The organism is Chromobacterium fluminis, from assembly GCF_011602385.1.
Lineage (GTDB): Bacteria > Pseudomonadota > Gammaproteobacteria > Burkholderiales > Chromobacteriaceae > Chromobacterium > Chromobacterium fluminis.
The window spans coordinates 12,545-36,187 of sequence record NZ_JAAOMA010000023.1; the positions used below are offsets into that span (position 1 = coordinate 12,545).

Genomic DNA, 23,643 nt, shown 5'->3' on the forward strand with positions numbered 1-23,643 from the left:
CCGCGATGACCGACGCTTTCATCTGCGACGCCGTGCGCACCCCCATCGGCCGCTTCGGCGGCGCCTTGTCCGGCGTGCGCGCCGACGATCTGGCCGCGGCGCCGCTGCGCGCGCTGCTGGAGCGCAATCCGGGCCTGGACCCGGCTGCGATAGACGAAGTGATCCTGGGCTGCGCCAACCAGGCCGGCGAGGACAACCGCAACGTGGCCCGCATGAGCCTGCTGCTGGCCGGCTATCCGGAGAGCGTCCCGGGCCTGACCGTGAACCGCCTGTGCGCGTCCGGCCTGGACGCGGTGGCGCTGGCGGCGCGCGCCGTCAAGTCCGGCGAGGCCGAGCTGCTGATCGCCGGCGGCGTGGAGTCCATGTCGCGCGCGCCCTTCGTGATGCCGAAATCGGACAAAGCCTTCGGCCGCGACATGCAGATCTACGACACCACCATAGGCTGGCGCTTCGTCAATCCGGCGATGGAGAAACAATACGGCGTGGACACCATGCCGGCCACGGCGGAGAACGTGGCGCGCGAATTCAGCGTCAGCCGCCAGGATCAGGACGCCTTCGCGCTGCGCAGTCAGCAGCGTTACTTCGCCGCGCTGGAAACCGGCGCCTTCGCCGAGGAAATCGTCCCGGTGACGATTCCACGCCGCAAGCAGGACCCGCTGATCGTCAGCCGCGACGAGCATCCGCGCCAGACCTCTCTGGAGGAGCTGGCCAAGCTCAAGGCGCTGTTCGGCCCGGAATCCAGCATCACCGCCGGCAACGCCTCCGGCGTCAACGACGGCGCGGCGGCGATGATCATCGCCTCGGCTTCGGCGGCGCAACGTCACGGCCTGCGTCCGCGCGCGCGGGTGCTGACCTCGGCCAGCTCCGGCATCGCGCCGCGCATCATGGGCGCGGGCCCGATAGAGGCCAGCCGCAAGGCGCTGCGCCAGGCCGGCCTCGGCATCGAGGACATCGACATCATTGAACTGAACGAAGCCTTCGCCGCCCAGGCGCTGGCGGTCACCCGCGCGCTGGGCCTGCCCGACGATTGCGAACGGGTGAACCCCAAGGGCGGCGCCATCGCGCTGGGCCACCCGCTGGGCATGAGCGGCAGCCGGCTGGTTTTGACCGCCGCCGCGCAGTTGCAGGCCAGCGGCAAACGCTACGCGCTGTGCACCATGTGCGTGGGCGTCGGACAGGGCGCGGCGCTGATTCTGGAGCGGGTATAGGCAGGACGAGGCGGCCATGATGGCCGCCGCCAAACCAAACGAGGGGGGAAACATGCATCAGCACGCCAATATCAAAAAAGCCATTCAGTTGAGCAACAGCTTCTGGGACATCACCACCCAGGCCGGCATGGCCAATATCGTCACCCGCAACCTGGGCGACGGCCGTCACGAGGCGGTGGCCAACGGCAAGCGCTTCGTCAATATGTCGTCCTATTCCTATCTGGGCCTGGACTCTCACCCGGACATCCTGCAAGCGGCGGCGGACGCGGTGTTGAACACCGGCTCGCTAAACACCTCGATTTCGCGCATCCGCGTGCAGTTCGACATTCTGCAGCAGGCGGAGGACGCACTGGCGGAGCTGGTGAACGCGGAAACGCTGACCGTGCCGTCCTGCGCCGCGGCCGCGGCGGCCGCCCTGCCCCTGCTGGCCTCCGGCGCGCTGACCGAAGACGTGCCGCCCTTGATGGTGTTCGACAAGAACGCTCACTTCTGCCTGAACATGATGAAGCCGATCTGCGCCGACGAGGCCGAGATCCAGACCATACGCCACAACGATCTGAACGCGCTGGAAGACCTGTGCAAAACCCATGCGCGCGTGGCCTACGTCGCCGACGGGGTCTATAGCACCGGCGGCATGGCCCCAGTGCCGGAGCTGCTGGCGTTGCAGGACAAATACGGTTTGTTCCTGTTCTTCGACGAAGCTCACGGCCTGTCCACGCTGGGCCGCCACGGCCGCGGCCTGGTGCTGGAAACCATGGGCGGCATCAATGAGCGCACCTTGATCGTCACCTCGCTGAACAAGGGCTTCGGCGCCTCCGGCGGCGCCATCTTCCTGGGCCCGCGCCACGATGCGGAACGCCGCAAGCTGGCCACCCGCTTCGGCGGGCCGGTGACCTGGTCGCAACGCATCAACACCGCCGGCCTGGGCGCCATCATCCAGTCCGCGGCCATTCATCGCTCCGAGGAGCTGCCGCGCCTGCAACAGCGCTTGCAGGACAATATCCGCTTGTTCGACCAACACGTGGCCTCGGACAATAGCGGCGAGCCGCTGCCCATCCGCTTCGTCTCCATCGGCTCGGAAGAAAACACCATCTTCTACGCCAAAAGCTTGCTGGAAGACGGTTTCTACACCTCGCCCATCTTCTTCCCGGTGATCGCCAAGGGCCGCGCCGGCCTGCGCATCATGATCCGCGCCAATATGAGCGCGCAGGAGATCGAACGCTTCGCCGCCTGCCTCAATCAGTTGCGAGCCGCCCATGAATGAGAAAACCCTGACTGCGCCGCCAGCGGCGCTGGCGCAGCCGGCCGGCCGGCTGATGGCGCTGGCCTGCCTGATCGTGTTCATGGCGCAGATGGCCACCACCGTGTATCTGCCCTCGCTGCCGGCGGTGATGCGGGAGCTGGCGATGAGCCAGAGCCTGGTGGAGATGTCGATTTCCGGCTATGTGGTGGGCGCGGCCTTGCCGGTGCTGTTCTGGGGCTCGGCGGCCGACCGCTGGGGCCGGCGCGGGCCGCTGCTGATTTCGCTGGCGCTGTTCGTGGTCTGCAGCCTGCTGCTCGCCTTCGTGTCCAACGCCGCGGAGCTGCTGACGCTGCGCGTGGCGCAGGGCATCGCCGGCGGCGGCGCGGCCATCATCGCCCGCATCATCGTGCGCGATCACTGGCGCGGCGACGATCTGGCGCGCAAATTGTCCGTGCTCTCCATCGCCTTCATCACCGCGCTGGGCGGCGGCCAGTTCATCGGCGGCCTGATCGGCAAATACAGTCATTGGGAAGCCGGCTTCGCCTTGATGGCGGTCACCGGCGCCGTGGCGGCGCTGCTGACCATGGGCCTGCCGCTGCAAGCCGGCCGCCCGGCCGCCGCGGCCTCCGGCCCCAGCCCGTACTGGGGCATTCTGCGCCGCCCCGGCTTTCTGTGGCCTGCCTGCGCCGGCGGCCTGGGCTTCGCCACCACGGTGACCTTGCAAGAGGTCAGCCCCTTCGTGTTTCAGGAGCACTTCGGCCTGGCGGTGGCCGGTTTCGGCAACGTCGGACTGTTAATCGGCCTGTCTTACTTCAGCGGCGCCATGGTGGTGAACCGTCTGGTGGCCCGCGTGGGCAGGTTGCGGCTGATGCGCGCCGGCGCGGCGCTGCTGGCCGCGGCCACGCTGGCCATGCTGCTGGGCTGGCATCTGGGCCTGCTGGAGCGTCAGCCCGGCCTGTGGCTGTTCATCGGCCTCTACTGCCTGACCATCTTCGGCCAGGCGGTACTGTTCCCCAACAGCATGGCCACCGCCGTCAGCGACGCCAAGGAACACGGCGCTCACGCGATGGCGCTGTGCGGCTTCCTGCAGCAAGGGCTGGCCGGCATCGCCGCCACCGTCTCGGTGCTGCTGCATCACGACGGCGCCTGGACGCTGGCGGTCGCCGCCCTGGGCCTGTTGACCCTGTCCCAAGTGCTGTTCAAGGTGCGCGCGCGCGCGTCCTGAATCGAGAAAGCTTATTCATGTCCCGTATCGAATCCCGCGTTCCCGCCTCGGGCGAGGCGTTTGAACGCAATGCCGAAGCCTACCGCCAACTGCGCGAAGGCATCGCCGCCGCCCGCGACGCCGCCCTGCAAGGCGGCGGCCCGGAGGCGCGCTCCAAACAAGCGGCCAAGGGCAAGCTGTCCCCGCGCGAGCGCTTGTCGCTGCTGCTAGACCCCGGCACGCCCTTTCTGGAGATCGGCCAGCTGGCCGCCCACGACGTTTATGACCACGCGGTGCCCTGCGCCGGCATCGTCACCGGCATCGGCATCGTCGCCGGCCACGCGGTGGCGGTGTTCGCCAACGACGCCTCGGTCAAGGGCGGCACTTATTACCCGCTGACGCTGCGCAAACATCTGCGCACCCAGCAGATCGCCCGCGAACAAGGCCTGCCCTGCCTCTATCTGGTGGATTCCGGCGGAGTCTACCTGCCCTTGCAAGAAGACATTTTCCCCGATGAGCAGCACTTCGGCCGCATCTTCCGCAATATCGCCGAAATGTCGGCGCTGGGCCTGCCGCAGATCTCGGCGGTGCTCGGCTCTTGCACCGCCGGCGGCGCCTACATCCCGGCGATGAGCGACGAAACCATCATCGTGCGCGGCAACGGCTCCATCTTTCTGGGCGGCCCGCAACTGGTGCGCGCCGCCACCGGGGTGATCGTGGACGCGGAAACCCTGGGCGGCGCCGATGTGCACACCCGCGACAGCGGGGTGGCGGATCACTACGCGCTCAGCGACGAACACGCGCTGCGACTGATGCGGGACATCGTCGCGCGCCGCGGCCGCGGCCGGCAGTACGCGCCGCCGCAAGCGCCGCAACCGCCGCGTTACGATCCGGCTGAGCTGGCCGGCATCGTCAGCGCCAACCCGCGCGAACATATTCCGGCGCGGGAAATCCTGGCCCGGCTGCTGGACGACTCCGCCTTCGCCGAATACCGCGCCCGTTTCGGCGCCACCATTCTGTGCGGCACCGGCCACATCGGCGGCTATCCGGTGGGCGTGCTGATCAACGACGGCGTATTGTTCTCGGAAAGCGCGCAAAAAGCGGCCAACTTCATCGAACTATGCGCGCAACGCGGCATTCCACTACTATTCCTGCACAATATCAACGGCTTCATGGTGGGCGCGGAATACGAGGCCGGCGGCATCGCCAAGCACGGCGCCAAGATGGTCAACGCCGCCTCCTGCGCCCGCGTGCCCAAATTCAGCATCCTGATCGGCGGCAGCTACGGCGCCGGCAATCTGGCCATGTGCGGCCGCGCCATCGGCCCGCAGTTGATGGCGATGTGGCCCAACGCCAAGACCACGGTGGTGGGCGGCGAACAGGCGGCGACGGTGCTGGCGCTGATCCGCGCGGAGCAATTGGAGAAGCAGGGCAAGGCCTGGACGCCGGAAGAAGAGGAAAGCTTCAAGCGGCCGATCCGCGATGCCTATGAGCGCCAGGGCCAGGCGCTGTACGTGGCGGCCCGCATGTGGGTGGACGCCATCGTCGACCCGGCCCAGACCCGAGAATGGCTGGCGCTCAGCCTGGCGCTGGCCGCCGCCGCCCCGGTCCAAGACACCCGCTTCGGCGTTTTCAGGATGTAAACACCATGTTCAAACGAATTTTGATCGCCAACCGCGGCGAAATCGCGCGCCGCATCGCCCGCAGTTGCCGACGGCTCGGCATCGAGCATGTCGCCGTCTACTCCACGGCCGACGCCGGCGCGGCGCATCTGGAAGGGGCCGCGGAACGGCGCTGGATAGGCGAGGCTCCGGCCAGCGCCAGCTATCTGAACGGCGAGGCCATCATCGCCGCGGCGCTGGCCAGCGGCTGCGAAGCCATCCACCCCGGCTACGGCTTCCTGTCGGAAAACGCCGACTTCGCCCGCGCGGTGACCGCCGCCGGCCTGGTCTTCATCGGCCCCGACGCCGACACCATCGCCCAGATGGGCGATAAGGCGCGCGCGCGCCAATTGATGGCGGCGGCGGGCGTGCCGGTGACGCCGGGCTCGGCGGAAGCCACCGAATCCTACGGCCTGATCCTGGAGTGCTGCGCGGATATCGGCTATCCGGTCATTCTCAAACAGGTGGCCGGCGGCGGCGGCAAAGGCATGCAAGTGGTGTGGGAAGAAGCCGCGCTGCGCGAGGCGGTGGACGCCGCCGTGCGCGTCGGCCGCTCCAGCTTCGGCGACGGCCGGCTACTGGTGGAGCGCTACATCGCGCGGCCGCGCCATCTGGAAGTCCAGGTGTTCGGCGATAGTCACGGCAATGTGGCGCATCTGTTCGAACGCGAATGCTCCTTGCAGCGCCGCCACCAGAAAATCATCGAGGAGGCCCCGGCCTGCGCGATGCCGGCCGCCACCCGCGCCGCGCTGCTGGACACCGCGGTGCGCGGCGCGGCGGCCATCGGCTACCAAAACGCCGGCACTTTTGAATTCATCCTGGCGCCGGACGGCCAGTTCTATTTCCTGGAAGTGAACACCCGCTTGCAGGTGGAACACCCGGTCACCGAGGCCGTCACCGGCCTGGACTTGGTGGAATGGCAGCTGCGCGTGGCCGCCGGCGAAGCCTTGCCGCTGCGCCAGGAGGAGATACGCGCCGACGGCCACGCCATCGAATGCCGGGTCTACGCCGAAGACCCGCTGCGCGAGTTCGCGCCCATGCCGGGCAAGGCGCTGCTGGCGCGCTGGCCGCAAAGCTGCCGCGTGGACGCGGCTTTCGACGGCGACGGCGGCGAGGTGCCGGCTTTCTACGACCCGATGCTGGCCAAGCTGATCGCCCACGGCGGCAGCCGCGCCGCGGCCTTGGACGCGCTGCAAGCCGCCGCGCGCGACACCGCGCTGCCGGGCCTGAGCACCAATCTGGGCTTCATCGACCGGCTGTTGCGCGAACCGCGAGTGCGGGCCGGCCTGCTGGACACCCATCTGGTCGACCAGCTCGCCGCCGCGCCGGAAACCGCGCCGCTGGCCGAAGCCGTCGCCTGCGCCGCCGCCGTCGAACTGACCCTGGCCTGCGTCGAATCGTCCTCGCCCTGGCAGGGCGGCATCGGCCCGCACGACCGCGCGGCGCTGGACCCGGGCGCCCCCTTGGGCCGCCTGAGCTATCGCATCGGCGCTTCGCGCTGGCAGGCCCGCCTGCTGGAACGCGCCGGCGCCCATGCCCGCGTGGCGGTGGGAGAGCATAGCCTGCGCGTGGAACTTCGCCGCGACGGCGAGCTGTGGCGCGGCGAGGTGGACGGGCGGCAATGGAGCGCCCTGCCCTGCGGCGACGACATGGAGTTGACGGTGGGCGGCCATCGCCTGCGCTTGCAGGCGGAACAGCCGGAGGCCGCCGAGGCGGACGCCGACGCCGGCCAGCGAGTGGCCTCGCCGATGCCGGGCACGGTGGTGGCGCTGCCGGTGACCGTCGAGCAGCGGGTGGAAGCCAACCAGGTGCTGGCCGTCGTCGAAGCGATGAAGATGGAAAACCGGATCTACGCGCCGCGCGCCGGCGTCGTCAGCGCGCTGCACTGCCGGGTGGGCGACATTGTCGCCGCCGACCAGGTGCTGGTCAGCGTCGCGGCCGACGACGTTTGATCGCGCTCTAGCCGCTCAGCCATGAAAAAAGCGCGGGCCACGGCCCGCGCTTTGTCTTGGCTTGCTGGCGTTCAGGACTGCGCGGACGCGCTCAGGCCGGCCAGCTGTTGGCGTTCCGGCTGCCGGAAATCCACCGCCATCATCACCGACAGCGCGGTGATGGTGATGATGGAGAAGAAGAACACCTGACGCGCCCAGACGCGGTCGTCGGTGCTGCGCTTGTAGCCGGACAAGGCCATCTTCAGCCACCACAGGCTGGTGGCCCCGGCCACCGCCAGATAGCCGTAGCCGGCGTAGCCGCCGAAGGCCAGCATCGCGGTGGCGGCGCCGAAGGCCAGGATGTAGAGCACGATCTGGCGCTTGGCGCTGGAAATGCCCTTGACCACCGGCAACACCGGAATCCCCGCCGCCTGGTAATCCTGAAAGCGGAAGATGGCGATGGCGTAGGAATGCGGCATCTGCCACAGACAGAACATCAGCAGCAGGATGGCCGCGCCGGCGTCGAAACGGCCGGTCACCGCGCAGTAGCCGGCCACCGGCGGCACCGCGCCGGACAAGCTGCCCACCAGGGTGCCGTACACTGAATGACGCTTCATATAGAGGCTGTACACCCCCACATAGATGACGAAGCCGAACAGCACGCAGCCGAAGGCCAGCGGATTGGTCCAGCGCCACAGCGCGTAAAAGCCGGCCAGGCCGAGCAGCAGGCCGTGAGCCAGCGCCGCCCGCGCGCTCATCGCGCCAGTGACCAGCACCCGCTTGCGGGTGCGGGCCATCTTGGCGTCGATGTCCCGGTCTATGCAGTTGTTGATCGCGCAGCCGGACGCCACCACCAGCGAGAGGCCGGCCAGCGTGGCCAGCAGCAAGCTCCAGTCAACCCGGCCCTGGGCCGCCAGCAGAAAGCCGCCGACGGCCGAGATCAGGTTGCCGAAGATGATGCCCGGCTTGGTCACCTGCAAATAGCGCTTGAATGTCAAGACGGTCTCTCTCAAACCCGCCTCAACGCATCATCAGCGCGTCGGCGGTGTAGATAATCCAGATCGACAGCCCGACCAGCAGCACGATCACCATGCCGGTGAACAGGAAGGAGAAGGTGTTGAGCTTGCCCTCCTTGCTGAAGTCCAGATGCAGGAAATACTTCAGATGCACCACGATCTGCACCACCGCCAGCGCGAAGATGCCGATCGCCGTCGCCTGCGGCGTGAAGGCGCCGCCCATCACCATCCAGAACGGAATGGCGGTGAGCACCACCGACAGCAGGAAGCCGATCAGATAGCTTTTCACGCTGCCGTGCGCGGCGTGTTCATGTGCCTGGCTCATCCCATGGCTCCTTTCAGGTAGACGACGGTGAACACGCAGATCCACACGATGTCGAGGAAGTGCCAGAACAGCGACAGGCAGTTCAGACGCGTCATCGCGCGGCCGGTCAGGCCGGTCTTGGCCACTTCCACCATCATCACCGCCATCCAGATCAGGCCGGCGGTCACGTGCAGGCCGTGCAGGCCCACCAAGCCGAAGAAGGCAGACAGGAAGGCGCTGACCTGCGGGCCGTGGCCCTCGGAGATCAGGTGGTGGAACTCGTTGATTTCCAGGCCGATGAAGGCGGCGCCGAACAGGAAGGTCATGCCCAGCCAGCCCAGTACCGCGGATTTATTGCCCTTCTGACCGGCGATCATCGCAAAGCCGTAGGTGATGGAGGACAGCAGCAGCGCCGCGGTCTCCACCAGCACGTATTGCAGATCGAAGATCTCCTTGCCGGACACGCCTTCCGCCACATTGCGGAACAGCACGGCGTAAGCCGCGAACGCGCTGGCGAACAGGATGCAGTCGGTCATCAAGTAGAACCAGAAGCCCAACACGGTTTGCGAACCGCTGTCGTGGTGCTCGTGGTCGTCGTGCGCTTCGTGCGCGTCTTTTACATAAGTCGTCATGTCGGATTCAACCTGTTACGCGGTGGTGGTCGGACGCGCCGCCTTGTGCGGCTGGGCCGGGTCGCGCTCGGTGTAGTTGTCCACATCGATGCCCAGTTTTTCGAAACGCTCGCGCTCGATGGCCTCCACTTCCTCCGGCTGCACGTAGTAGTCCAGATCGTTGTCGTAGGCGCGCGCCAGCATGCAGCCGACGATGCCCACCAGGCCGACGATGGCCAGCCACCAGATATGCCAGATCAGGGCGAAGCCCAACACCGTGGTGAAGCCGCCGATATAGACGCCCATCGCGGTGTTCTTAGGCATATGGATGGGCTCGTAGGACTTCGGCACCGCGTAGGCCACGCCTTTTTCCTTCATGTCGGTGAAGGCGTCGATGTCATGCACCACCGGCAACTTGGCGAAGTTGTAGAACGGCGCCGGCGACGAGGTGGACCACTCCAGGGTATGGCCGTTCCACGGGTCGCCGCTGACGTCGGCCAGCTTCTTGCGGTCGCGGATGCTGACCACGATCTGCAGCAACTGGCAGGCGATGCCGCAGGCGATCAGGACCGCGCCGAACAGCGCCAGATACAGCCACGGTTCCCATTCCGGATTGGTGGTGTAGTTCAGGCGGCGGGTCATGCCGAGGAAGCCCAGCACGTACAGCGGCATGAAGGCGAACATGAAGCCGATCTGCCAGAACCAGAACGAGGCCTTGCCCAGTTTCGGGTTCAGCTTGAAGCCGAACACTTTCGGGAACCAGAAGGTCACGCCGGCCAGATAGCCGAACACCGCGCCGCCGATGATGGTGTTGTGGAAGTGAGCGATCAGGAACAGGCTGTTGTGCAGCACGAAGTCCGCGCCCGGCACCGCCATCAACACGCCGGTCATGCCGCCAATGGAGAAGGTGACCATGAAGCCCAGCGTCCACAGGATGGGGGTTTCAAAACGCAGGCGGCCGCGGTAAATGGTGAACAGCCAGTTGAACAGCTTCACCCCGGTCGGGATCGAAATGATCATGGTGGCGATGCCGAAGAAAGCATTGACGCTGGCGCCGGAACCCATGGTGAAGAAGTGATGCAGCCACACCATGAAGCCCAGGATGGAGATCGCGCCGCTGGCGTAGATCATGGACTTGTGGCCGAACAGGCGCTTGCCGGTGAAGGTGGACACCACCTCGGAGAAAATGCCGAAGGCGGGCAGCACCAGGATGTACACCTCTGGATGGCCCCAGGCCCAGAACAGGTTCAGATACATCATCGCGTTGCCGCCGGCTTCCGCGGTGAAGAAATGGAAGTCCAGGTAGCGGTCCAGGCTCAACATGGCCAGCGCGCCGGTCAGGATGGGGAAGGAGCTGGCGATCAGCACATTGGCCCAGGTGCAGGTCCAGGTGAAGATGGGCATGTCCATCAGCTTCATGCCGGGGGCGCGCATCTTGATCACGGTGACCAGGAAGTTGATCGCCGTCAGCGTCGTCCCTATCCCTGATATCTGCAAGGCCCAGGTGTAGTAATCCACCCCCACGTCCGGACTGAAGGCGATGCCGGCCAAGGGCGGATAGGCCACCCAGCCGGTGCGGGCGAAGTTGCCCACGCCCAGCGACAGGTTGACCAGGATCACCGCCGCCACCAGCAGCCAGAAGCTCAGCGAGTTCAGGAAGGGGAAGGCCACGTCGCGCGCGCCGATCTGCAACGGCACCACGATGTTCATCAGGCCCGTCATGAACGGCATCGCCATGAAGATGATCATGATCACGCCGTGGGCGGTGAAGATCTGATCGTAGTGATCCGGGGGCAACACGCCGTGGCTGCCGCCGGTGGCGATGGCCAATTGCGCGCGCATCATCAGCGCGTCGGCGAAGCCGCGCAGCAGCATGATCATGGCGACGATGATGTACATCACGCCTATCTTCTTGTGGTCGACCGAGGTCAGCCACTCATGCCACAGATAGCCCCATTTGCCCATTTTGGAGATCAGGGCCACCAGCATCAGCCCGATCAGGCCGACGCCGCCCAGCGCGCCCATCACAATGGGCTCGTGGAAGGGGATGGCGTCCAGCGTAAGTTTGCCTAACAGCATGTCTTGATTACTCCTTCACCGTCAGCGGTTCGCACAGGCTCTTGGCCAGAGCGGCCAGCTTCACGTCGGCCTCGGTGGCGGCCAGCGAGGTGCGGCCGGTCATGTATTTGTGCAGCACGCCCTGGAACAGATAGGGGGTGACGGCGCCGTAATAGGCCACCGGGTTCTTTTCGCTGGGCAGCACCAGGCCGCGGTAGCCATTCACGTCCAGCGCCTTGCCGGACGCCTTGACCTTGGCCACCCAAGCCTCGAACTCCGCCGGCGTCTTGGTGGCGACGGCGTTGAACTTCATGCCGGAGAAACCGGCGCCGCTGTAGTTGGCGGAGAAGCCCTTGTACACCCCCGGCTCATGCGCCAGCAGATGCAACTGGGTCTGCATGCCGGCCATCGCGTAAATCTGGCCGCCCAGTTGCGGGATGAAGAAGGAGTTCATCGCCGCATCGGAAGTGATCTTGAAATTCACCGGCACATTGCTGGGGAAGGCCAGCTCGTTGATCGTGGCGATCTGCTGCTCCGGATAGATGAACAACCATTTCCAATTCAACGCCACCACCTGCACCTCGATCGGCTTCTGATCCGAATCCAGCGGGCGGTACGGATCCAGCTTGTGGGTGGTTTCCCAGGTCAGCACGGCGAGGAAGGCGATGATGATGCAGGGAATCAGCCAGACCACCAGCTCGATCTTGGTCGAGTGCGACCATTTCGGCTCGTAGACGGCGTCCTTGTTGCTGGCGCGGTACTTCCAGGCGAAGAAGAAGGTCATCAGGATCACCGGGATGACCACCAGCAGCATCAGCGCGGTTGCCGTGATGATCAGGGACTTCTGCTCCGCCGCCACGGGGCCCTTGGGGTCAAGGATTCCGCCTTGACACCCGGCGAGCAGCAACGCCGAAGCAACAGCAAGTCCCCGCCACAGGCGTGAGGGTCTTTGGTTTCTCATCATTTACGACTTTACGGGTTGAACATTCTTGTTATCTCGCCCGGGCGCGAACGGCTGCGCGCCATCGGCCCCGGCGGCGGTAATCCAGGCCCGGCTCATGGCCGGACGGCAACAGCAAGCCCTTGCGCGGCCGATGGCCATGCAAATGCCAAAGTCATAATAAAAAGCAATGCGGAACTCGCAGCGCGAGCTGATCAAAATCGAAAGGTCGGCATGATCAATCGACAGGGGCGACGCGAATCGCTCCGAGTGGATGACGCGACAGGAGAGCGGCGACAGCCGGCCTTCTCCTGCTGGGACATCACAACGCTGACAGCCGGCGAACCCTCGGGCAGAGACGCGTCTTCCAGTAGGCAAGCAGCCCTGGACGGCGCAGAAAGCGGCGGGAGCATCCCGGTTGTGAAGCCAGGCGGCGCTATTAAAAACAGTTCGCCCCCAAGTTTCAAGGGCAAATTTGATCCAGGTTAACGGCCGCTCGCGGGGTAAATCCAGAGAGCTTGTTACAGATCAATGACGAAAATATCGCCCATGCTCAGACATGGCGTGATCTAGAACGAAAGCATGAAGTAAATACTCGAACATATACACAGTTTCAAACTGTTACAAAAAAGCCGGAACTCCCCCCTTTGCGGTGCACAAAAACAACGCGATTCAACACAAATCGCAACAAAAACATAAACCAAACCATATGGATTGACAGCCGCGGGAAAAGCGCTTCCCGCGTGGCTCAGGACTCAGGCAGGCATAGCAAGGCATTGCGCAGAAACGCTTCGAAGCTGCGGCTTTCCACCAGCCGGGCGCCGGCGCGCTGGCGCATGAAGGAAACGAACAATTCGTAGATCGCCATCGCTTCCTCGTACTCGGTCTTGCTGATCGCCAGCAGGAAAATCACCCTCGCCACGCCGCCCTCCCCCCAGGCGATGCCATGCGGCGCGATGATGGTGCACACCGTGGTCTTGCGCGCCAGCAAGCCCAGCGAGTGCGGTAAGGCGATGCCGTCGCCCAGCATGGTGCTGAGGATGTCCTCGCGCTCGCGCACCGAAGGCAGAAAATCGGCGTCGACATAGCCCTCCTCGCGCAACTGCCCGCAAACACGCTCGAACAGCGCCTGCTGGCTCAGCCCCGCTTCCGCCACCCAGAAATGCTGGGCGGAAAAATAGCGTTCCAACATATAAGGCCGGGTACGGTCCACCGCCACCAGCCGCGCCAATTGCTCCAACTGGTAATCCGACGGAAACGGCGACAGCAGCGCCACCGGCTTGCGCTTGTCCTCCAAGCGCACCGTGGAGACCACGAAATCCGCGCTCACATGCTCCAGCGCCTCGTATTCCTGACAGGACAAGGAGGCGCATACCTCCAACTGCGGGAAACGGCGCCGCAGCACCGCTTCCAAGGTGCGCAGCGTGGCGTTGCCGCCGTCGCACACCAGCAGGGCCTGCGGCCGGCGCAGATAGCCGATCTGGTAATGGCGCTCCAAGCCCACGCCGATATGCAGCACCAGATAGCCGATCTCGTTCTCCGAGATCCGGTACGGCGAGTGCTTGGCCCAGCTAGACACCGCCGCCAGCGTGAAATCGTAGGCCAGCGCGTAATGCTGCTTGATGTCGGCCAGCACCGGATTGGGCAGATTGATCTGGTAGCGCACCCGGGTGATCATGGTTTTGACGTGGGTGATCAGATCCTCTCGCAATTGCCGGTCGGCGCGCAGATCGTAACGGTAATGGCGGTTGATGTAGTCGAGGATGTAGCAGACCAAGGCGTCGGCGTCGTCGGCGTTGATCGCGCTGGGCAACATGCCGGTCAGGCTGCGCGCGGCGATGTTGACGCAGAGAAAGGCCCGCTCGGCGACGGCGATTTCCACTCCGCTCATGCGCCTCAGCAGGCCGACGATATGCGTGGCGGCCTGATCCACCGCCGGCAGCGTCTCCTCGCCGCAAAAGTCCTGCAGAGGGAAACCATCAACGATGCGCTTGGCCGCCACCGCGCAATAAAAGGTCAGGAACTGAGCGCCGTCGTCGCTGAGACGGATGCCGGCGCGGCTCAAACAGCCCGGCAGGCCGGCGCGTACCGTCGCCAGCGCGTCGGCCAGAACCGGGTCCGCGCTCAACAGCGGATGGTCCGGCCGCTCCGCCGCCAGTTGCGCCAAGAGATCGCTAAGACAGACGCGGATGGAGGATTCCGCGCCCAGCAGCTTCATGCCGTAGTGCGGCTTGGCCTCTATGCTCAGACCGTAAGCCGCCAGACGCTCTCGCACCTCGGCCATATCCGTCTGCAAGGTGGCGCGGCTGACGCACCAGGCATCGGCCAGATCTTGCAGCTTCAAGGCGTAGGCGGAGCCTAGAAATTGAGCCAGCAGGTAGTGCACCCGCTCGACGGCCTGCCGCGGGATGGCGCGGCCGGAGCCGGCCTGCGGCCGCACCCGCTGGAAGCGTTCCGGGTCGTCGGCCTGCAGCCGGTAGCCCTCGCCGCGCTTGAGCACGAAGCGCGCGCCGTGCTCGGCCAGAATGGCGTTGAGCGCGTCGATGTCGTTGCGCACGGTGCGGGTGGACACCGCCAGCCGACGCGCCAGCTCTTCCTGCGGCAGCGCTTCCGCCTGCAGGGCGGCAAAGGCCTGGGCCAGCCGCTGATAGGGGAATTTGACCATGAGCCTCTTTCTTTAAACCCATCCGCGCCCGGCCTCCCCGGACACGTCTACAACAAGGCTTTCACCATCGACAACAGCCGCTCAACGTCGCCCGGCCGGGTTTCTCCGTTCGCGTCGATGATGGAACTGTACACATGCGGAATCACCTTGGGTACGCCGGCCTCCAGCGCCAGGCGGACGATCTCGCTGAAATTCTCCAACGTGATGCCGCCGGTGGGCTCCAACCAGAAATCATGGCGCGCGCAGGCCTCCGCCACCGCCAGATACTCGTCGCGGCAATCCAGCCCGCCCATGGGGAAGTACTTGATGGAGCTGCCGCCCATATCCTTGAGCATGGCGATGGCGGTGTCCACCGGCGCCGCGCAAACCGGCGCTTCCGCGCTGAGCGGACCGGTGGACACCTTCACCAGGCCAGGAATGCCGCTGGGCGAAACCAGACCATTGACCACGGTACGCGTCTGGCCCAGCAGCGCGCGGCTGGCGCCGACGCCGGTGAACACCTGATTGACGTGCTGCGGCTGCACTTGGCCGACAATGGCGCTGACCATCTCGGACTGGCGCGGATCGCCGGCGCCCAGCCCCACCGACAAGGCATTGTCGATCAAGGCCGCGTACTCGCGCATGTCCGCCACCGCGCTGTCCACGTCGGCGTAGTTTTTCGACAGCACGCCCACCAGCACATGGCCTTCCGCCGCCTGATGAATCTGACGGGCATTGTGCTTGCTTCCAGCCAGTACATTCAAGCAAACGCGGTCTTGATAAAAATGGGGTTCCAGTTTCATGCTTGTTCTCCCGTCAGCAAGCGGCGGATGCGCGCGCCGATCTGTTCCAGCTGGGCGGCGTCCACGCTGCGCGCGTCCACCTCCAGCTTGCCCTCGTTAGCCCGGTATTCCCGGAAATAAATGGCGATGTCGCCCTGTTTCAGCGCGGCGGCGGCGGCCTCCGCGCTGACGCCGGACACGGCGGCGTCAAAAGCGATCTCGGCGCGGGCGATGTCGCGGCCGGCGGCGTCCCAGACCAGGCGCGCGCTGACGCCGGCCAGTTGGTTCAGCCCGGCGATGAAGGGCTGCAGCCGCTCCGCCATCGCCGCCCCGCTTTCCTTGTCCTGCTTCAGATAGCGTTCTATCGCGCACGTCAGGCCCAGAATGCCCTCCTTGCCCACCTTCATCGCCCGGCCTATGCCCTGGCTTTGCAGTTTGACCCATTCCACATACTGCCGGCGGCCCAAGACCAGGCCGCTGGTCGGCCCCTCGATCGCCTTGGCCCCGCTGTAGATCACCAGGTCCGCGCCCAGCCGGTAATACTCGCGCAAGTCCTCCTCCGCGGCGGCGTCGACGATCAGCGGCACCTTCCGGCGGCGCGCCACCTCGGCGGCCTCGGCCACGCCGAGCACGCTTTTCTGCAAGGCGTGGTGGGACTTGATATAGAGGATGGCGGCGGTGCCGGGGCCGACCGCGGCCTCCAGCTGCGCGGCCGAGCACTCATTGCCCCAGCCGGCTTCCACCACCTGGCCGCCGCCCAGCGCCACCATGGTGCCGACCGGCGCGCCGAAATTGACGTTGTGCCCCTTGGGCAGCACGATTTCACGCGGTCCGTTGACTGGCTGCGCGTGCAGGTTCACCAGCAGGCGCGGATCGTCGCGGACGATGACCGCGGCCACGGACTGAGCGATGCCGGCGGAGGCGCAGGACACCACGGTGGCGGCCTCCACCTCCAGCAAGCGGGCAATGTAGTCGCCGGTTTTGTCGACCAAATCCTTCATCTCGAAATACTGGCCCAGGCCCTGCGCCACCGCCCCCGTCACTTCCGGCGCCGGCGTGGACACGCCCAGCATGGTCATGCGGCCGGAGGCGTTGATCACCGGCCGCAGCAGGTACCGCTCATAGATCGAAGACATGACAAGCCTTTCCTTGTTCGGTGGGCAGCAAGACGCCGCCCGCCACCGCCGCCAGCGGCGCCAGGTTACGCACACCAGTCAGCGTGTCGCCCTCGCTGTCGCTCAGCGGCCGCGGCGCGGTTTCGATGTCGAAAATGGTGAGATCGGCGTCCGCACCCACTTCCAGCCGGCCTTTGCCGCTGAGCCGCAGCGCCTCGGCCGGCCGCCGGGTCACACAGTCCAGCACCCTCTCCAGCGGCATGCCCAGGCTCAGGAATTTGGACATTACCGCCGCCAGGCCGAACACCGGCCCGCTAACGCGGTTGCGGCAATAGATGTCCGAGCTGATGATGTCCGGGTACACCCCAAGCGCCATGGCTTCGCGCGCCACGCGGAAACTGAAGCTGGCGCTGCCGTGGCCGACGTCCAGCAACACGCCGCGCTCGATCGCCGCCCGCACCGAGGCGCGCAGCGCGCCGGCGGCGTCCAGGATGCGGTTGGGCTTGCCGTTGAAGCAGTGGGTGACGATGTCGCCCGGCTCCAGCCATTCGGCGATCTCGTCCAGCGACGGCGGGGTGTTGCCGATGTGCACCATCAAGGGCAGCGGCCCGAAGCGCCGCTGTATCTCCTTGGCCCGCGCCAGCGGCGCGACGCCGTTGGCGCCGACCACGCTGCCGCTGAGCCGCGCCTTGATGCCGACGATGAAATCGCGATGCGCGCGGATGGCCGCGCCGGCCAGCGCCACGTCGACGTCGTCCAGATTGGCCAATTCATGCTGGGTGACGAGGCCGATGCGCGAGATGTTCAGCAAGGCGCGCACATCGGTGCGGCAAGCGCCGGCCAGCTCGCGGAAGGCGGCGACGTCGTCGGCCCCTACGCTGCCGGCGTCCACCACCGTGGTGACCCCGCCGGCCACGCCCACCTGATCCGGCTCGTCGTGATAAATCGGCGAGGCCGGGTTGCAATGCACATGGCCGTCTATCCAGCCGGCGCTGAGCCGCCAGCGTCCGTCCAGCCGCAGCGTGCGCCGGGCCGGGCCGTCCAGCCGCCCCAGCCCGGCGATCTTGCCGTGACGGATCGCAATGTCCATTACCGAGCCGTCGGCCAGCAAAGCGTCCTTGATCAGCAAATCATCCATCGCCGCCTCCTCAGGCAATCGCCACCGGGAACAGCGTGCCCAGCAGCATCGCGCCCAGGATGGCGCCGCCGGTGATGGGCTTGCCCCACAGATAGAAGACCAGCGCGCCCAGCAGCGAGCCGACGCCGATGGGGATCGACGCCGCCATCGCCGACAGGATGATCAGCGGGCCGAGGAAGCGGCCGGAGGAGTTGCCCGCGCCCATCATCACGTCGGCGCCGTAAGTGGAGTTGCCCTGATTGATGGTGAATTTGCGCGCGAAGACGATCACCGCGCCTATCAGCAGGCCGATGACCAGCCCGGTAGCCAGCGCCGCGCCGAAGTTTTCCACCGGGAATAGGATCCCCGCGCCAAGGAACATTGCCGGAATGCCGAGGCCGACGCCGGTCATGATGGCGCCGCCGATGTCCAGAATGCCCACCAGCGAGCCTTCTATCACCCGGGCGAACAGGAAGCTGGCGCCAAAGGCCGCCACCGCGCCGTAAACGCCGGTATCCATGCCGGCTCGCAGCATCGAGACGAAAGCCACCTCGTTGAAAGCGCCGATGCCGTAGACGTAATACATATGCGTGCCGGCGAAAACGCCGGCGGACAACAGCCCCACCAGTAGCGGGAACGACCAGTCCGCCAGCCAGAAACCCCCGGTTTGTGCTTGTTCAGTCATCATTCTCTCCTTCAACCTCAAGCGCCGCGCACGGCGGCGTGCAGCAGTTCCAGCCAGGACGGGGCGTTCAAGTGGAAGCTGCTCAGCAGCTTCAGATCAAAGCCCCGGAAGAAGGCGCTGAGCGCGAACAAGGCCACGATGGCCGCCATCATCAACTTGGTGACCTTGTTCCAACCGCCCTCGTCCACGCCCTTGCCGATCAGAATGCCCAGCACCAGGCCCGGCACCGCATTGCCCATGATCAGCTGGGCCAGGCCGCCGAACACCGTGCCCCACAGACCGGAACGCCGGCCAGCCTCAATCGCCGCCAGCCAGAAAATCACCGGCATCACGGTGTTGACCAGCAGATTGGCCGCGGGCACCAAGACCTTGACCGCGGTGATTTGCAGCGAAGCCGGCACCGCCGAAGCGGTGGTGTTCAGGAAGGCCACCAGCAGCATGCCTATCACCCCGCACACCAAGGCCATCTTGCGCGGGTTGTGCAGGGTCTCCGCCAGGTTGCGGTTGCGCGCCAGCAGCGCCGCCGCGCCCCAATGCGGGATCACCCGGTGATCGATGTCCTGGGTGAAGGCGCCGGCGGCCACCGACGAGGCCCAGGCGTTGAAGAAGAAGCCCAGGCCGAAGGAAAAATGCGAGGCCGGATCGCCCTCGCAGGAATTGAGCTCGCCCAGGGTGCGGAAGGCGCCCATGCCCTGGGAAGTCGGCGCGTGGAACATGCGAGCCGCGCCGGCGCCCACCGCGACGCCGACCAGACCGCCTATCAACAGCGACTTGAGAAGAATGATCAGAAGCATGGCTTCCTCCTCTGGTATGAAACGACAGCCGGCGCCTAAGCTTGGCGCGCGACGAAGGGCAAGGCCTCGATATCCAGCGCCGTCACGCTGACCTCCACCTCCAGCGTGACGGCGTAGCTGAGCCTGTCCCTCGGCAGAAAGAAGAACAAAAAGCGCTCGCGGCGGCGGATCTCCTCCGCCGCGACCACCGTCACCCGCATGGGCTCGATGCGCAACAGCACCGGATGGCCTGCCGCCGTCACCGCGCGCTGCACGCCGGACAAGGCGTCGGCGCAAGCCTGCGCCTTGCTGTCGCCACGGCCGCTGACCGTCACGCTGGACTCGAAACGCCTTTGCATCGCTCAGCCGCCGTATTTCTTCTGATAGGCCGCCACCAGCCGCTGCCCCAGCTCTTCCTTGTCCATGAAGCCGAAGCCGAGCACGGTGTAGCCCTCCTCGATCGCGGTCACGCCCTCCTCCACCGAACGCATGCCGTACTTGGCCTTGTAGCCGTACTTGGTCTGCGCGGTGATAGCGCCGGCGCCGCCGCTGCCGCAGAAGGAAATGCCCAGCTGCGCGCCCTCCGCCTGCATCACGTCGCCCAGCTTCATATCCGCGGCCATGCCCGCGATCACCACCGCGCGCGCGCCGGCGGCCTCCGCGCCCGCGCCCACTTTCTGTCCCTTGCCCAGACGGTCGCCAATCACTACGGTTATCTGCGTCATTGTCTTCTCCTCTATCTCTCTATCTATGCACGGCGGACTTCAGGCCTTGTTCTTGGCCATCTCGAAATGAATGGACAGCAGCAGCGCTTCCTCTTCCGGCAGATTGCCGAACAGGGCCACCACCGCGGCGGACAGCCGCCGCGTGGTGTCCGAGATCTCGTCGAACAGGCTCTTGTCGAAATCCGGCAGCCCTTCGCCGGTCAGCGAGCGGCGCGCCATCGCCAGCACGTGCGAATCCAGCTTCTGCTGCTGAACCTCGGTCAGAGACTTGCCGGCCGCGTCCAGCAAGGCGGGAATCTGCCCCAAAACCTGGTCCGCCAGACGGCGGATAGCGGCCTGGTCAACGGCGATGGGACGGACTTGATCGTTCATGGGGTTTCCTTTGCAAAACGGTTGGCGATGTCGGGAAACTGTAATCAAGGCGCCGGCAACTGTGGACCGGTGGATTTTCCGCTTCGAAACGGAAATAGCCTGCTCGCCGGGCGGGAACAAGGCGGTCCTGACCGTGCTTGCAGTTGAAGCGCGCGGCGGCTCGGGCGATACTTCGCGGATTGACCACTGAATAGATGGATGCAAGGCATGACTCACCGCATCGTGTTTGTAGAAGACGACGCCGACCTGGCCGAGCTGATCAGCGACTTCCTGTCCCGTCATGAAATGGACGTGGTGGTGGAGCCGCGCGGCGACGCCGCGCTGGACACCATAGCCCGCGAAGCGCCGGATCTGGTGCTGCTGGACATCATGCTGCCCGGCAAGGACGGTCTCTCCATCTGCCGCGAGCTGCGCCCCAAATTCGACGGCCCCATTATCATGCTGACCTCGCTGGACAGCGATATGAACCAGATCCTGGGCCTGGAACTGGGCGCCAACGACTACATCCTGAAAACCACGCCGCCCTCGGTGCTGGTGGCGCGGCTGCGCGCCCAATTGCGCAATCTGCGGCCCGCTCAGGCCAACGCCGACGCCGCCCCGCCCAAACCGGGCACCCGGAAAGTGGTGTTCGGTCAGTTGGCGATAGACCCGATCAGCCGCGACGTGACGCTGGCCAACGAGAAGATTCCGCTGTCCACCTCGGACTTCGATCTGCTGTGGTTGCTGGCCAGCCACGCCGGCGAAACCCTGAACCGCGACATCCTGCTCAAGGAAATGCGCGGCGTCAGCTACGACGGACTGGACCGCAGCATAGACGTGGCCATCTCGCGGCTGCGCAAAAAACTGGGCGACAACCCCAGCGAGCCGTTCCGCATCAAGACGGTGCGCAACCGCGGCTATCTGTTCTCCTTGTCTGGCTGGGAGTAAGCGCGCATGCGCCGATTGTTCATCCAGTTCTACCTGCTGCTGATGACCTGTTTCCTGGTGGCAGTGGTCTTGGTGGGCGCGGTCTACAAACAGGCGGTGGACGATGTGGGCGAGCGCTATCTGTCCGACCTGCTGCGTACCACGCTGTCGCTGATCGAGGCCGATTTGCGCGGCGTGCCGGAAGACCGCTGGAGCGAAACGCTGGCCAACTCCGACCACGGCTTCACCTTCCGCGTCAAAGTGGAAAAGATGAGCAGCTATCTGCTGGACGACGAATCCAAGCAGGCGCTGGACCGCGGCGAAATCGTGATGTTGGAAGACAAATATGTATTCCTGCAAAAACTGGAGGACAGCAACTACCTCTTGGTGGCCGGCCCGCTGCGCTATCTCTTTTTCCTGCATCAGCTCAAATGGTTCGACTACGCGCTGCTGGGCTTCATCGGCCTGTCGCTGGCGATCCCGGTTTTCCTGTGGATGCGCCCGCACTGGCGCGACCTGGTGGCTCTGGAACAGACCGCCGGCAAGCTGGCCAGCGGCAACCTGTCCGCCCGCGTCGACCTGCCGCCTCGCTCCGGCGTCAGCCAGCTGGGCGTCGCCTTCAACCACATGGCCGACAATATCGCCGCGCTGATCAATAGCAAGAAAACGCTGACCAACGCCGTGGCCCATGAGCTGCGCACGCCGCTGGCGCGACTGCGCTACCGGATGGCGCTGCTGGAAGGCGACGAAAGCAGCCCGGAGCGGCAGGCGATCGAGCGCGACCTGTCCGCCATCGACAAGCTGGTGGAGGAGTTGCTGCTGCACGCGCGGCTGGACCGGCCGGAAGCGCCTCTGAAGCTCAGCAGCTTCGACGCCATTCCCTGGGCCAAGGACCGCATCGCCGGCCAAGCCGCGTTGACGCAGGACATTCAATGGCTGGAGCCGGCCGGCGCCAGCCTGGCCATCACCGCCGACGAACACCTGCTGACCCGGGTGCTGGACAACTTCCTGTCCAACGCCCGCCGCCACGCCAACCGCCTGGTGCAAACCAGCATCATCGTCGAGCAGCGCCACTGCATCATCATGGTGGACGACGACGGCCCCGGCATCCCCGAACAGGACCGCAGCCGGGTATTCGACGCCTTCGTGCGGCTGGACGAAAGCCGCGGCCGCAAAACCGGCGGCCATGGTCTGGGCCTGGCCATCGTCGCCGGCATCGCCCGCGCCCACCGAGGCGAAGTCAAAGTGGAAAGCTCGCCGCTGGGCGGCGCGCGCTTCCTGTTCCGCTGGCCGATCTGAACCTCGCCGCCGCCCTGCATGTACATTCCGTAACATTGGGATACACAGAGAGCATAGACTCAGCCCCTTGTCATGGTTAGCATTTCGGCCTGAAAAGGACTATGTGTCCACTTTCATACCAATCCAAGAAACTTAGGAGTTTCATAAATGAAAAAGCTGGCTCTGCTTGCTCTGACCGCTGCTTTCAGCCTGGTGTCCGTTAACGGCTTCGCCGCTGAAAAAGCTGCCGCTTCCGCTCCGGTTGCGATCCACAAGGCTAAAAAAGCCGAGAAAAAAGTAGCGAAGAAAGAAGCTTCCGCTACTCAAAAAGCTCAGGCCGCCAAAGCCGAAGCTTCCGCTCCGAAGGCTAAAAAAGCCAAGAAGCACGTAGCTAAGAAAGAAGCTTCCGCAGCTCAGAAAGCTCAAGCCGCCAAAGCCGAAGCTTCCGCTCCGAAAGCTAAAAAAGCCAAGAAGCACGTAGCCAAGAAAGAAGCTTCCGCCGCTCAGAAAGCTCAAGCCGCCAAGGCCGACGCTTCCGCTCCGAAAGCTAAAAAAGCCAAGAAGCACGCCAAGAAAGAAGCTTCCGCCGCTCAGAAAGCCCAAGCCGCCAAGGCCGACGCTTCCGCTCCGAAAGCTAAAAAAGCCAAGAAGCACGTAGCTAAGAAAGAAGCTTCCGCCGCTCAGAAAGCCCAAGCCGCCAAGGCCGACGCTTCCGCTCCGAAAAAAGCCAAAAAAGCCAAAAAGCACGTAGCTAAGAAAGAAGCTTCCGCTGCTCAGAAAGCTCAAGCCGCTAAAGCCGACGCTTCCGCTCCGGCTAAAAAAGCCGCTAAAAAGCACAAAAAGCACGCTGCTAAGAAAGAAGCTTCCGCTGCTCAGAAAGCCCAGGCCGCTAAAGCCGACGCTTCCGCCCCGGCCAAAAAAGCCGCTAAAAAGCACAAAAAGCACGTAGCCAAGAAAGAGGCTTCCGCTGCTCAGAAAGCCCAAGCCGCTAAGAAAGAAGCTTCCGCTCCGGCCAAGAAAGCCGAGAAGAAAGCTTCCAAAAAAGCTGCTTCCGCTGCCAAGTAATCAGG

The 23,643-nt window shown here is 65.1% G+C and carries 23 protein-coding genes; 9 read left to right on the plus strand and 14 right to left on the minus strand.

Annotation, left to right across the window (positions count from 1 at the left end; translation table 11 throughout):
• Positions 1-5 precede the first annotated feature (5 nt).
• Genes pcaF through HA052_RS16240 form a run of 5 tightly spaced genes read left to right on the plus strand, consistent with a single transcriptional unit; the run spans position 6 to position 7,268 of the window.
• Positions 6-1,208, plus strand: coding sequence for a 3-oxoadipyl-CoA thiolase (gene pcaF, locus HA052_RS16220; protein ID WP_166452670.1), 1,203 nt, complete (start codon positions 6-8; stop codon positions 1,206-1,208).
• Between the two features lie 52 nt (positions 1,209-1,260).
• A complete protein-coding gene (locus tag HA052_RS16225; protein WP_166452671.1) occupies positions 1,261-2,472 on the plus strand; it encodes an 8-amino-7-oxononanoate synthase family protein in 1,212 nt (403 codons plus the stop codon).
• A complete protein-coding gene (locus tag HA052_RS16230) occupies positions 2,465-3,676 on the plus strand; it encodes an MFS transporter (protein ID WP_206118927.1) in 1,212 nt (403 codons plus the stop codon). The genes HA052_RS16225 and HA052_RS16230 overlap by 8 nt, the downstream gene beginning before the upstream one ends.
• Positions 3,677-3,693: 17 nt before the next feature.
• Entirely contained in the window at positions 3,694-5,298 is a 1,605-nt protein-coding gene (locus tag HA052_RS16235; RefSeq protein WP_166452672.1) for a carboxyl transferase domain-containing protein, read from the plus strand.
• Positions 5,299-5,303: 5 nt separating this feature from the next.
• The gene (locus HA052_RS16240; protein ID WP_166452673.1) at positions 5,304-7,268 is read left to right on the plus strand and encodes an acetyl/propionyl/methylcrotonyl-CoA carboxylase subunit alpha; all 1,965 of its coding nucleotides are present in this window, start codon (positions 5,304-5,306) and stop codon (positions 7,266-7,268) included.
• A 71-nt stretch (positions 7,269-7,339) separates the two neighbouring features.
• Here the strand turns inward: HA052_RS16240 and cyoE are convergent, their stop codons facing one another.
• The 5 genes from cyoE to cyoA are packed head-to-tail and all read right to left on the minus strand — an operon-like array spanning position 7,340 to position 12,200.
• Positions 7,340-8,245, minus strand: coding sequence for a heme o synthase (gene cyoE, locus HA052_RS16245; protein ID WP_166452674.1), 906 nt, complete (start codon positions 8,243-8,245; stop codon positions 7,340-7,342).
• Positions 8,246-8,267: 22 nt separating this feature from the next.
• Positions 8,268-8,588 carry a cytochrome o ubiquinol oxidase subunit IV gene (gene cyoD, locus HA052_RS16250; RefSeq protein WP_081545440.1) on the minus strand — a complete coding sequence of 107 codons (321 nt, stop codon included), beginning with the start codon at positions 8,586-8,588 and terminating at the stop codon, positions 8,268-8,270.
• On the minus strand, positions 8,585-9,199 hold the full coding sequence (gene cyoC / locus HA052_RS16255) for a cytochrome o ubiquinol oxidase subunit III (protein ID WP_166452675.1): 615 nt from the start codon (positions 9,197-9,199) through the stop codon (positions 8,585-8,587). The genes cyoD and cyoC overlap by 4 nt, the downstream gene beginning before the upstream one ends.
• A gap of 15 nt (positions 9,200-9,214) precedes the next feature.
• Positions 9,215-11,257, minus strand: coding sequence for a cytochrome o ubiquinol oxidase subunit I (cyoB, locus tag HA052_RS16260; protein ID WP_081545442.1), 2,043 nt, complete (start codon positions 11,255-11,257; stop codon positions 9,215-9,217).
• A 7-nt stretch (positions 11,258-11,264) separates the two neighbouring features.
• Complete coding sequence (gene cyoA, locus HA052_RS16265; protein WP_346774566.1) at positions 11,265-12,200, minus strand: ubiquinol oxidase subunit II; 936 nt, start codon at positions 12,198-12,200, stop codon at positions 11,265-11,267.
• A gap of 15 nt (positions 12,201-12,215) precedes the next feature.
• Between cyoA and HA052_RS16270 the strand changes: the two genes are divergently transcribed.
• Positions 12,216-12,665, plus strand: coding sequence for a hypothetical protein (locus HA052_RS16270; RefSeq protein WP_166452677.1), 450 nt, complete (start codon positions 12,216-12,218; stop codon positions 12,663-12,665).
• Positions 12,666-12,924: 259 nt separating this feature from the next.
• Here the strand turns inward: HA052_RS16270 and HA052_RS16275 are convergent, their stop codons facing one another.
• The 9 genes from HA052_RS16275 to HA052_RS16315 are packed head-to-tail and all read right to left on the minus strand — an operon-like array spanning position 12,925 to position 20,389.
• Positions 12,925-14,841: a BglG family transcription antiterminator gene (locus HA052_RS16275; RefSeq protein ID WP_166452678.1), complete on the minus strand. Its 1,917-nt coding sequence runs from the start codon at positions 14,839-14,841 to the stop codon at positions 12,925-12,927.
• A 47-nt stretch (positions 14,842-14,888) separates the two neighbouring features.
• Positions 14,889-15,623, minus strand: a complete 735-nt coding sequence (gene dagF, locus HA052_RS16280; RefSeq protein WP_166452679.1) for a 2-dehydro-3-deoxy-phosphogluconate aldolase — start codon at positions 15,621-15,623, stop codon at positions 14,889-14,891.
• Positions 15,620-16,738 (minus strand): DgaE family pyridoxal phosphate-dependent ammonia lyase, encoded by a 1,119-nt coding sequence (locus HA052_RS16285; RefSeq protein ID WP_166452680.1) that lies wholly within the window; start codon positions 16,736-16,738, stop codon positions 15,620-15,622. The genes dagF and HA052_RS16285 overlap by 4 nt, the downstream gene beginning before the upstream one ends.
• On the minus strand, positions 16,722-17,855 hold the full coding sequence (locus HA052_RS16290) for an amidohydrolase/deacetylase family metallohydrolase (RefSeq protein WP_166452681.1): 1,134 nt from the start codon (positions 17,853-17,855) through the stop codon (positions 16,722-16,724). The genes HA052_RS16285 and HA052_RS16290 overlap by 17 nt, the downstream gene beginning before the upstream one ends.
• Positions 17,856-17,865: 10 nt before the next feature.
• Positions 17,866-18,519, minus strand: coding sequence for a DUF4310 family protein (locus HA052_RS16295; RefSeq protein WP_166452682.1), 654 nt, complete (start codon positions 18,517-18,519; stop codon positions 17,866-17,868).
• A 17-nt stretch (positions 18,520-18,536) separates the two neighbouring features.
• On the minus strand, positions 18,537-19,313 hold the full coding sequence (locus HA052_RS16300) for a DUF4311 domain-containing protein (protein ID WP_166452683.1): 777 nt from the start codon (positions 19,311-19,313) through the stop codon (positions 18,537-18,539).
• A gap of 35 nt (positions 19,314-19,348) precedes the next feature.
• Positions 19,349-19,651, minus strand: a complete 303-nt coding sequence (locus HA052_RS16305) for a DUF4312 family protein (RefSeq protein ID WP_166452684.1) — start codon at positions 19,649-19,651, stop codon at positions 19,349-19,351.
• Positions 19,652-19,654: 3 nt separating this feature from the next.
• A complete protein-coding gene (locus HA052_RS16310; RefSeq protein WP_107800435.1) occupies positions 19,655-20,017 on the minus strand; it encodes an SFCGS family glycine-rich protein in 363 nt (120 codons plus the stop codon).
• 39 nt (positions 20,018-20,056) lie between these two features.
• Positions 20,057-20,389 (minus strand): glycine dehydrogenase, encoded by a 333-nt coding sequence (locus tag HA052_RS16315; protein ID WP_166452685.1) that lies wholly within the window; start codon positions 20,387-20,389, stop codon positions 20,057-20,059.
• A 207-nt stretch (positions 20,390-20,596) separates the two neighbouring features.
• On the opposite strand from HA052_RS16315, the gene rstA reads away from it, so the two are divergent.
• From rstA to HA052_RS27395, 3 genes are all read left to right on the plus strand, one after another.
• Positions 20,597-21,316 (plus strand): two-component system response regulator RstA, encoded by a 720-nt coding sequence (rstA, locus tag HA052_RS16320; protein WP_166452686.1) that lies wholly within the window; start codon positions 20,597-20,599, stop codon positions 21,314-21,316.
• A gap of 6 nt (positions 21,317-21,322) precedes the next feature.
• Positions 21,323-22,594: a two-component system sensor histidine kinase RstB gene (gene rstB, locus HA052_RS16325; RefSeq protein ID WP_019101597.1), complete on the plus strand. Its 1,272-nt coding sequence runs from the start codon at positions 21,323-21,325 to the stop codon at positions 22,592-22,594.
• Between the two features lie 147 nt (positions 22,595-22,741).
• Positions 22,742-23,638 (plus strand): hypothetical protein, encoded by an 897-nt coding sequence (locus HA052_RS27395; protein WP_206118929.1) that lies wholly within the window; start codon positions 22,742-22,744, stop codon positions 23,636-23,638.
• The last annotated feature ends 5 nt before the right edge of the window (positions 23,639-23,643 follow it).

What these genes read in the sequence shown, in the direction of transcription:
- HA052_RS16240 (WP_166452673.1), top strand. Translation starts at nt 5,304, where the DNA reads ATGTTCAAACGAATTTTGATCGCCAACCGCGGCGAAATCGCGCGCCGC.
- HA052_RS16290 (WP_166452681.1), bottom strand. Translation starts at nt 17,855, where the DNA reads ATGGATGATTTGCTGATCAAGGACGCTTTGCTGGCCGACGGCTCGGTA.
- cyoB (WP_081545442.1), bottom strand. Translation starts at nt 11,257, where the DNA reads ATGCTGTTAGGCAAACTTACGCTGGACGCCATCCCCTTCCACGAGCCC.
- HA052_RS27395 (WP_206118929.1), top strand. Translation starts at nt 22,742, where the DNA reads ATGAAAAAGCTGGCTCTGCTTGCTCTGACCGCTGCTTTCAGCCTGGTG.
- HA052_RS16235 (WP_166452672.1), top strand. Translation starts at nt 3,694, where the DNA reads ATGTCCCGTATCGAATCCCGCGTTCCCGCCTCGGGCGAGGCGTTTGAA.
- rstB (WP_019101597.1), top strand. Translation starts at nt 21,323, where the DNA reads ATGCGCCGATTGTTCATCCAGTTCTACCTGCTGCTGATGACCTGTTTC.
- HA052_RS16225 (WP_166452671.1), top strand. Translation starts at nt 1,261, where the DNA reads ATGCATCAGCACGCCAATATCAAAAAAGCCATTCAGTTGAGCAACAGC.
- HA052_RS16305 (WP_166452684.1), bottom strand. Translation starts at nt 19,651, where the DNA reads ATGCAAAGGCGTTTCGAGTCCAGCGTGACGGTCAGCGGCCGTGGCGAC.
- HA052_RS16295 (WP_166452682.1), bottom strand. Translation starts at nt 18,519, where the DNA reads ATGACTGAACAAGCACAAACCGGGGGTTTCTGGCTGGCGGACTGGTCG.
- HA052_RS16230 (WP_206118927.1), top strand. Translation starts at nt 2,465, where the DNA reads ATGAATGAGAAAACCCTGACTGCGCCGCCAGCGGCGCTGGCGCAGCCG.
- cyoC (WP_166452675.1), bottom strand. Translation starts at nt 9,199, where the DNA reads ATGACGACTTATGTAAAAGACGCGCACGAAGCGCACGACGACCACGAG.
- HA052_RS16285 (WP_166452680.1), bottom strand. Translation starts at nt 16,738, where the DNA reads ATGTCTTCGATCTATGAGCGGTACCTGCTGCGGCCGGTGATCAACGCC.
- dagF (WP_166452679.1), bottom strand. Translation starts at nt 15,623, where the DNA reads ATGAAACTGGAACCCCATTTTTATCAAGACCGCGTTTGCTTGAATGTA.
- pcaF (WP_166452670.1), top strand. Translation starts at nt 6, where the DNA reads ATGACCGACGCTTTCATCTGCGACGCCGTGCGCACCCCCATCGGCCGC.
- cyoA (WP_346774566.1), bottom strand. Translation starts at nt 12,200, where the DNA reads ATGATGAGAAACCAAAGACCCTCACGCCTGTGGCGGGGACTTGCTGTT.
- HA052_RS16315 (WP_166452685.1), bottom strand. Translation starts at nt 20,389, where the DNA reads ATGAACGATCAAGTCCGTCCCATCGCCGTTGACCAGGCCGCTATCCGC.
- rstA (WP_166452686.1), top strand. Translation starts at nt 20,597, where the DNA reads ATGACTCACCGCATCGTGTTTGTAGAAGACGACGCCGACCTGGCCGAG.
- HA052_RS16310 (WP_107800435.1), bottom strand. Translation starts at nt 20,017, where the DNA reads ATGACGCAGATAACCGTAGTGATTGGCGACCGTCTGGGCAAGGGACAG.
- cyoD (WP_081545440.1), bottom strand. Translation starts at nt 8,588, where the DNA reads ATGAGCCAGGCACATGAACACGCCGCGCACGGCAGCGTGAAAAGCTAT.
- HA052_RS16275 (WP_166452678.1), bottom strand. Translation starts at nt 14,841, where the DNA reads ATGGTCAAATTCCCCTATCAGCGGCTGGCCCAGGCCTTTGCCGCCCTG.
- HA052_RS16300 (WP_166452683.1), bottom strand. Translation starts at nt 19,313, where the DNA reads ATGCTTCTGATCATTCTTCTCAAGTCGCTGTTGATAGGCGGTCTGGTC.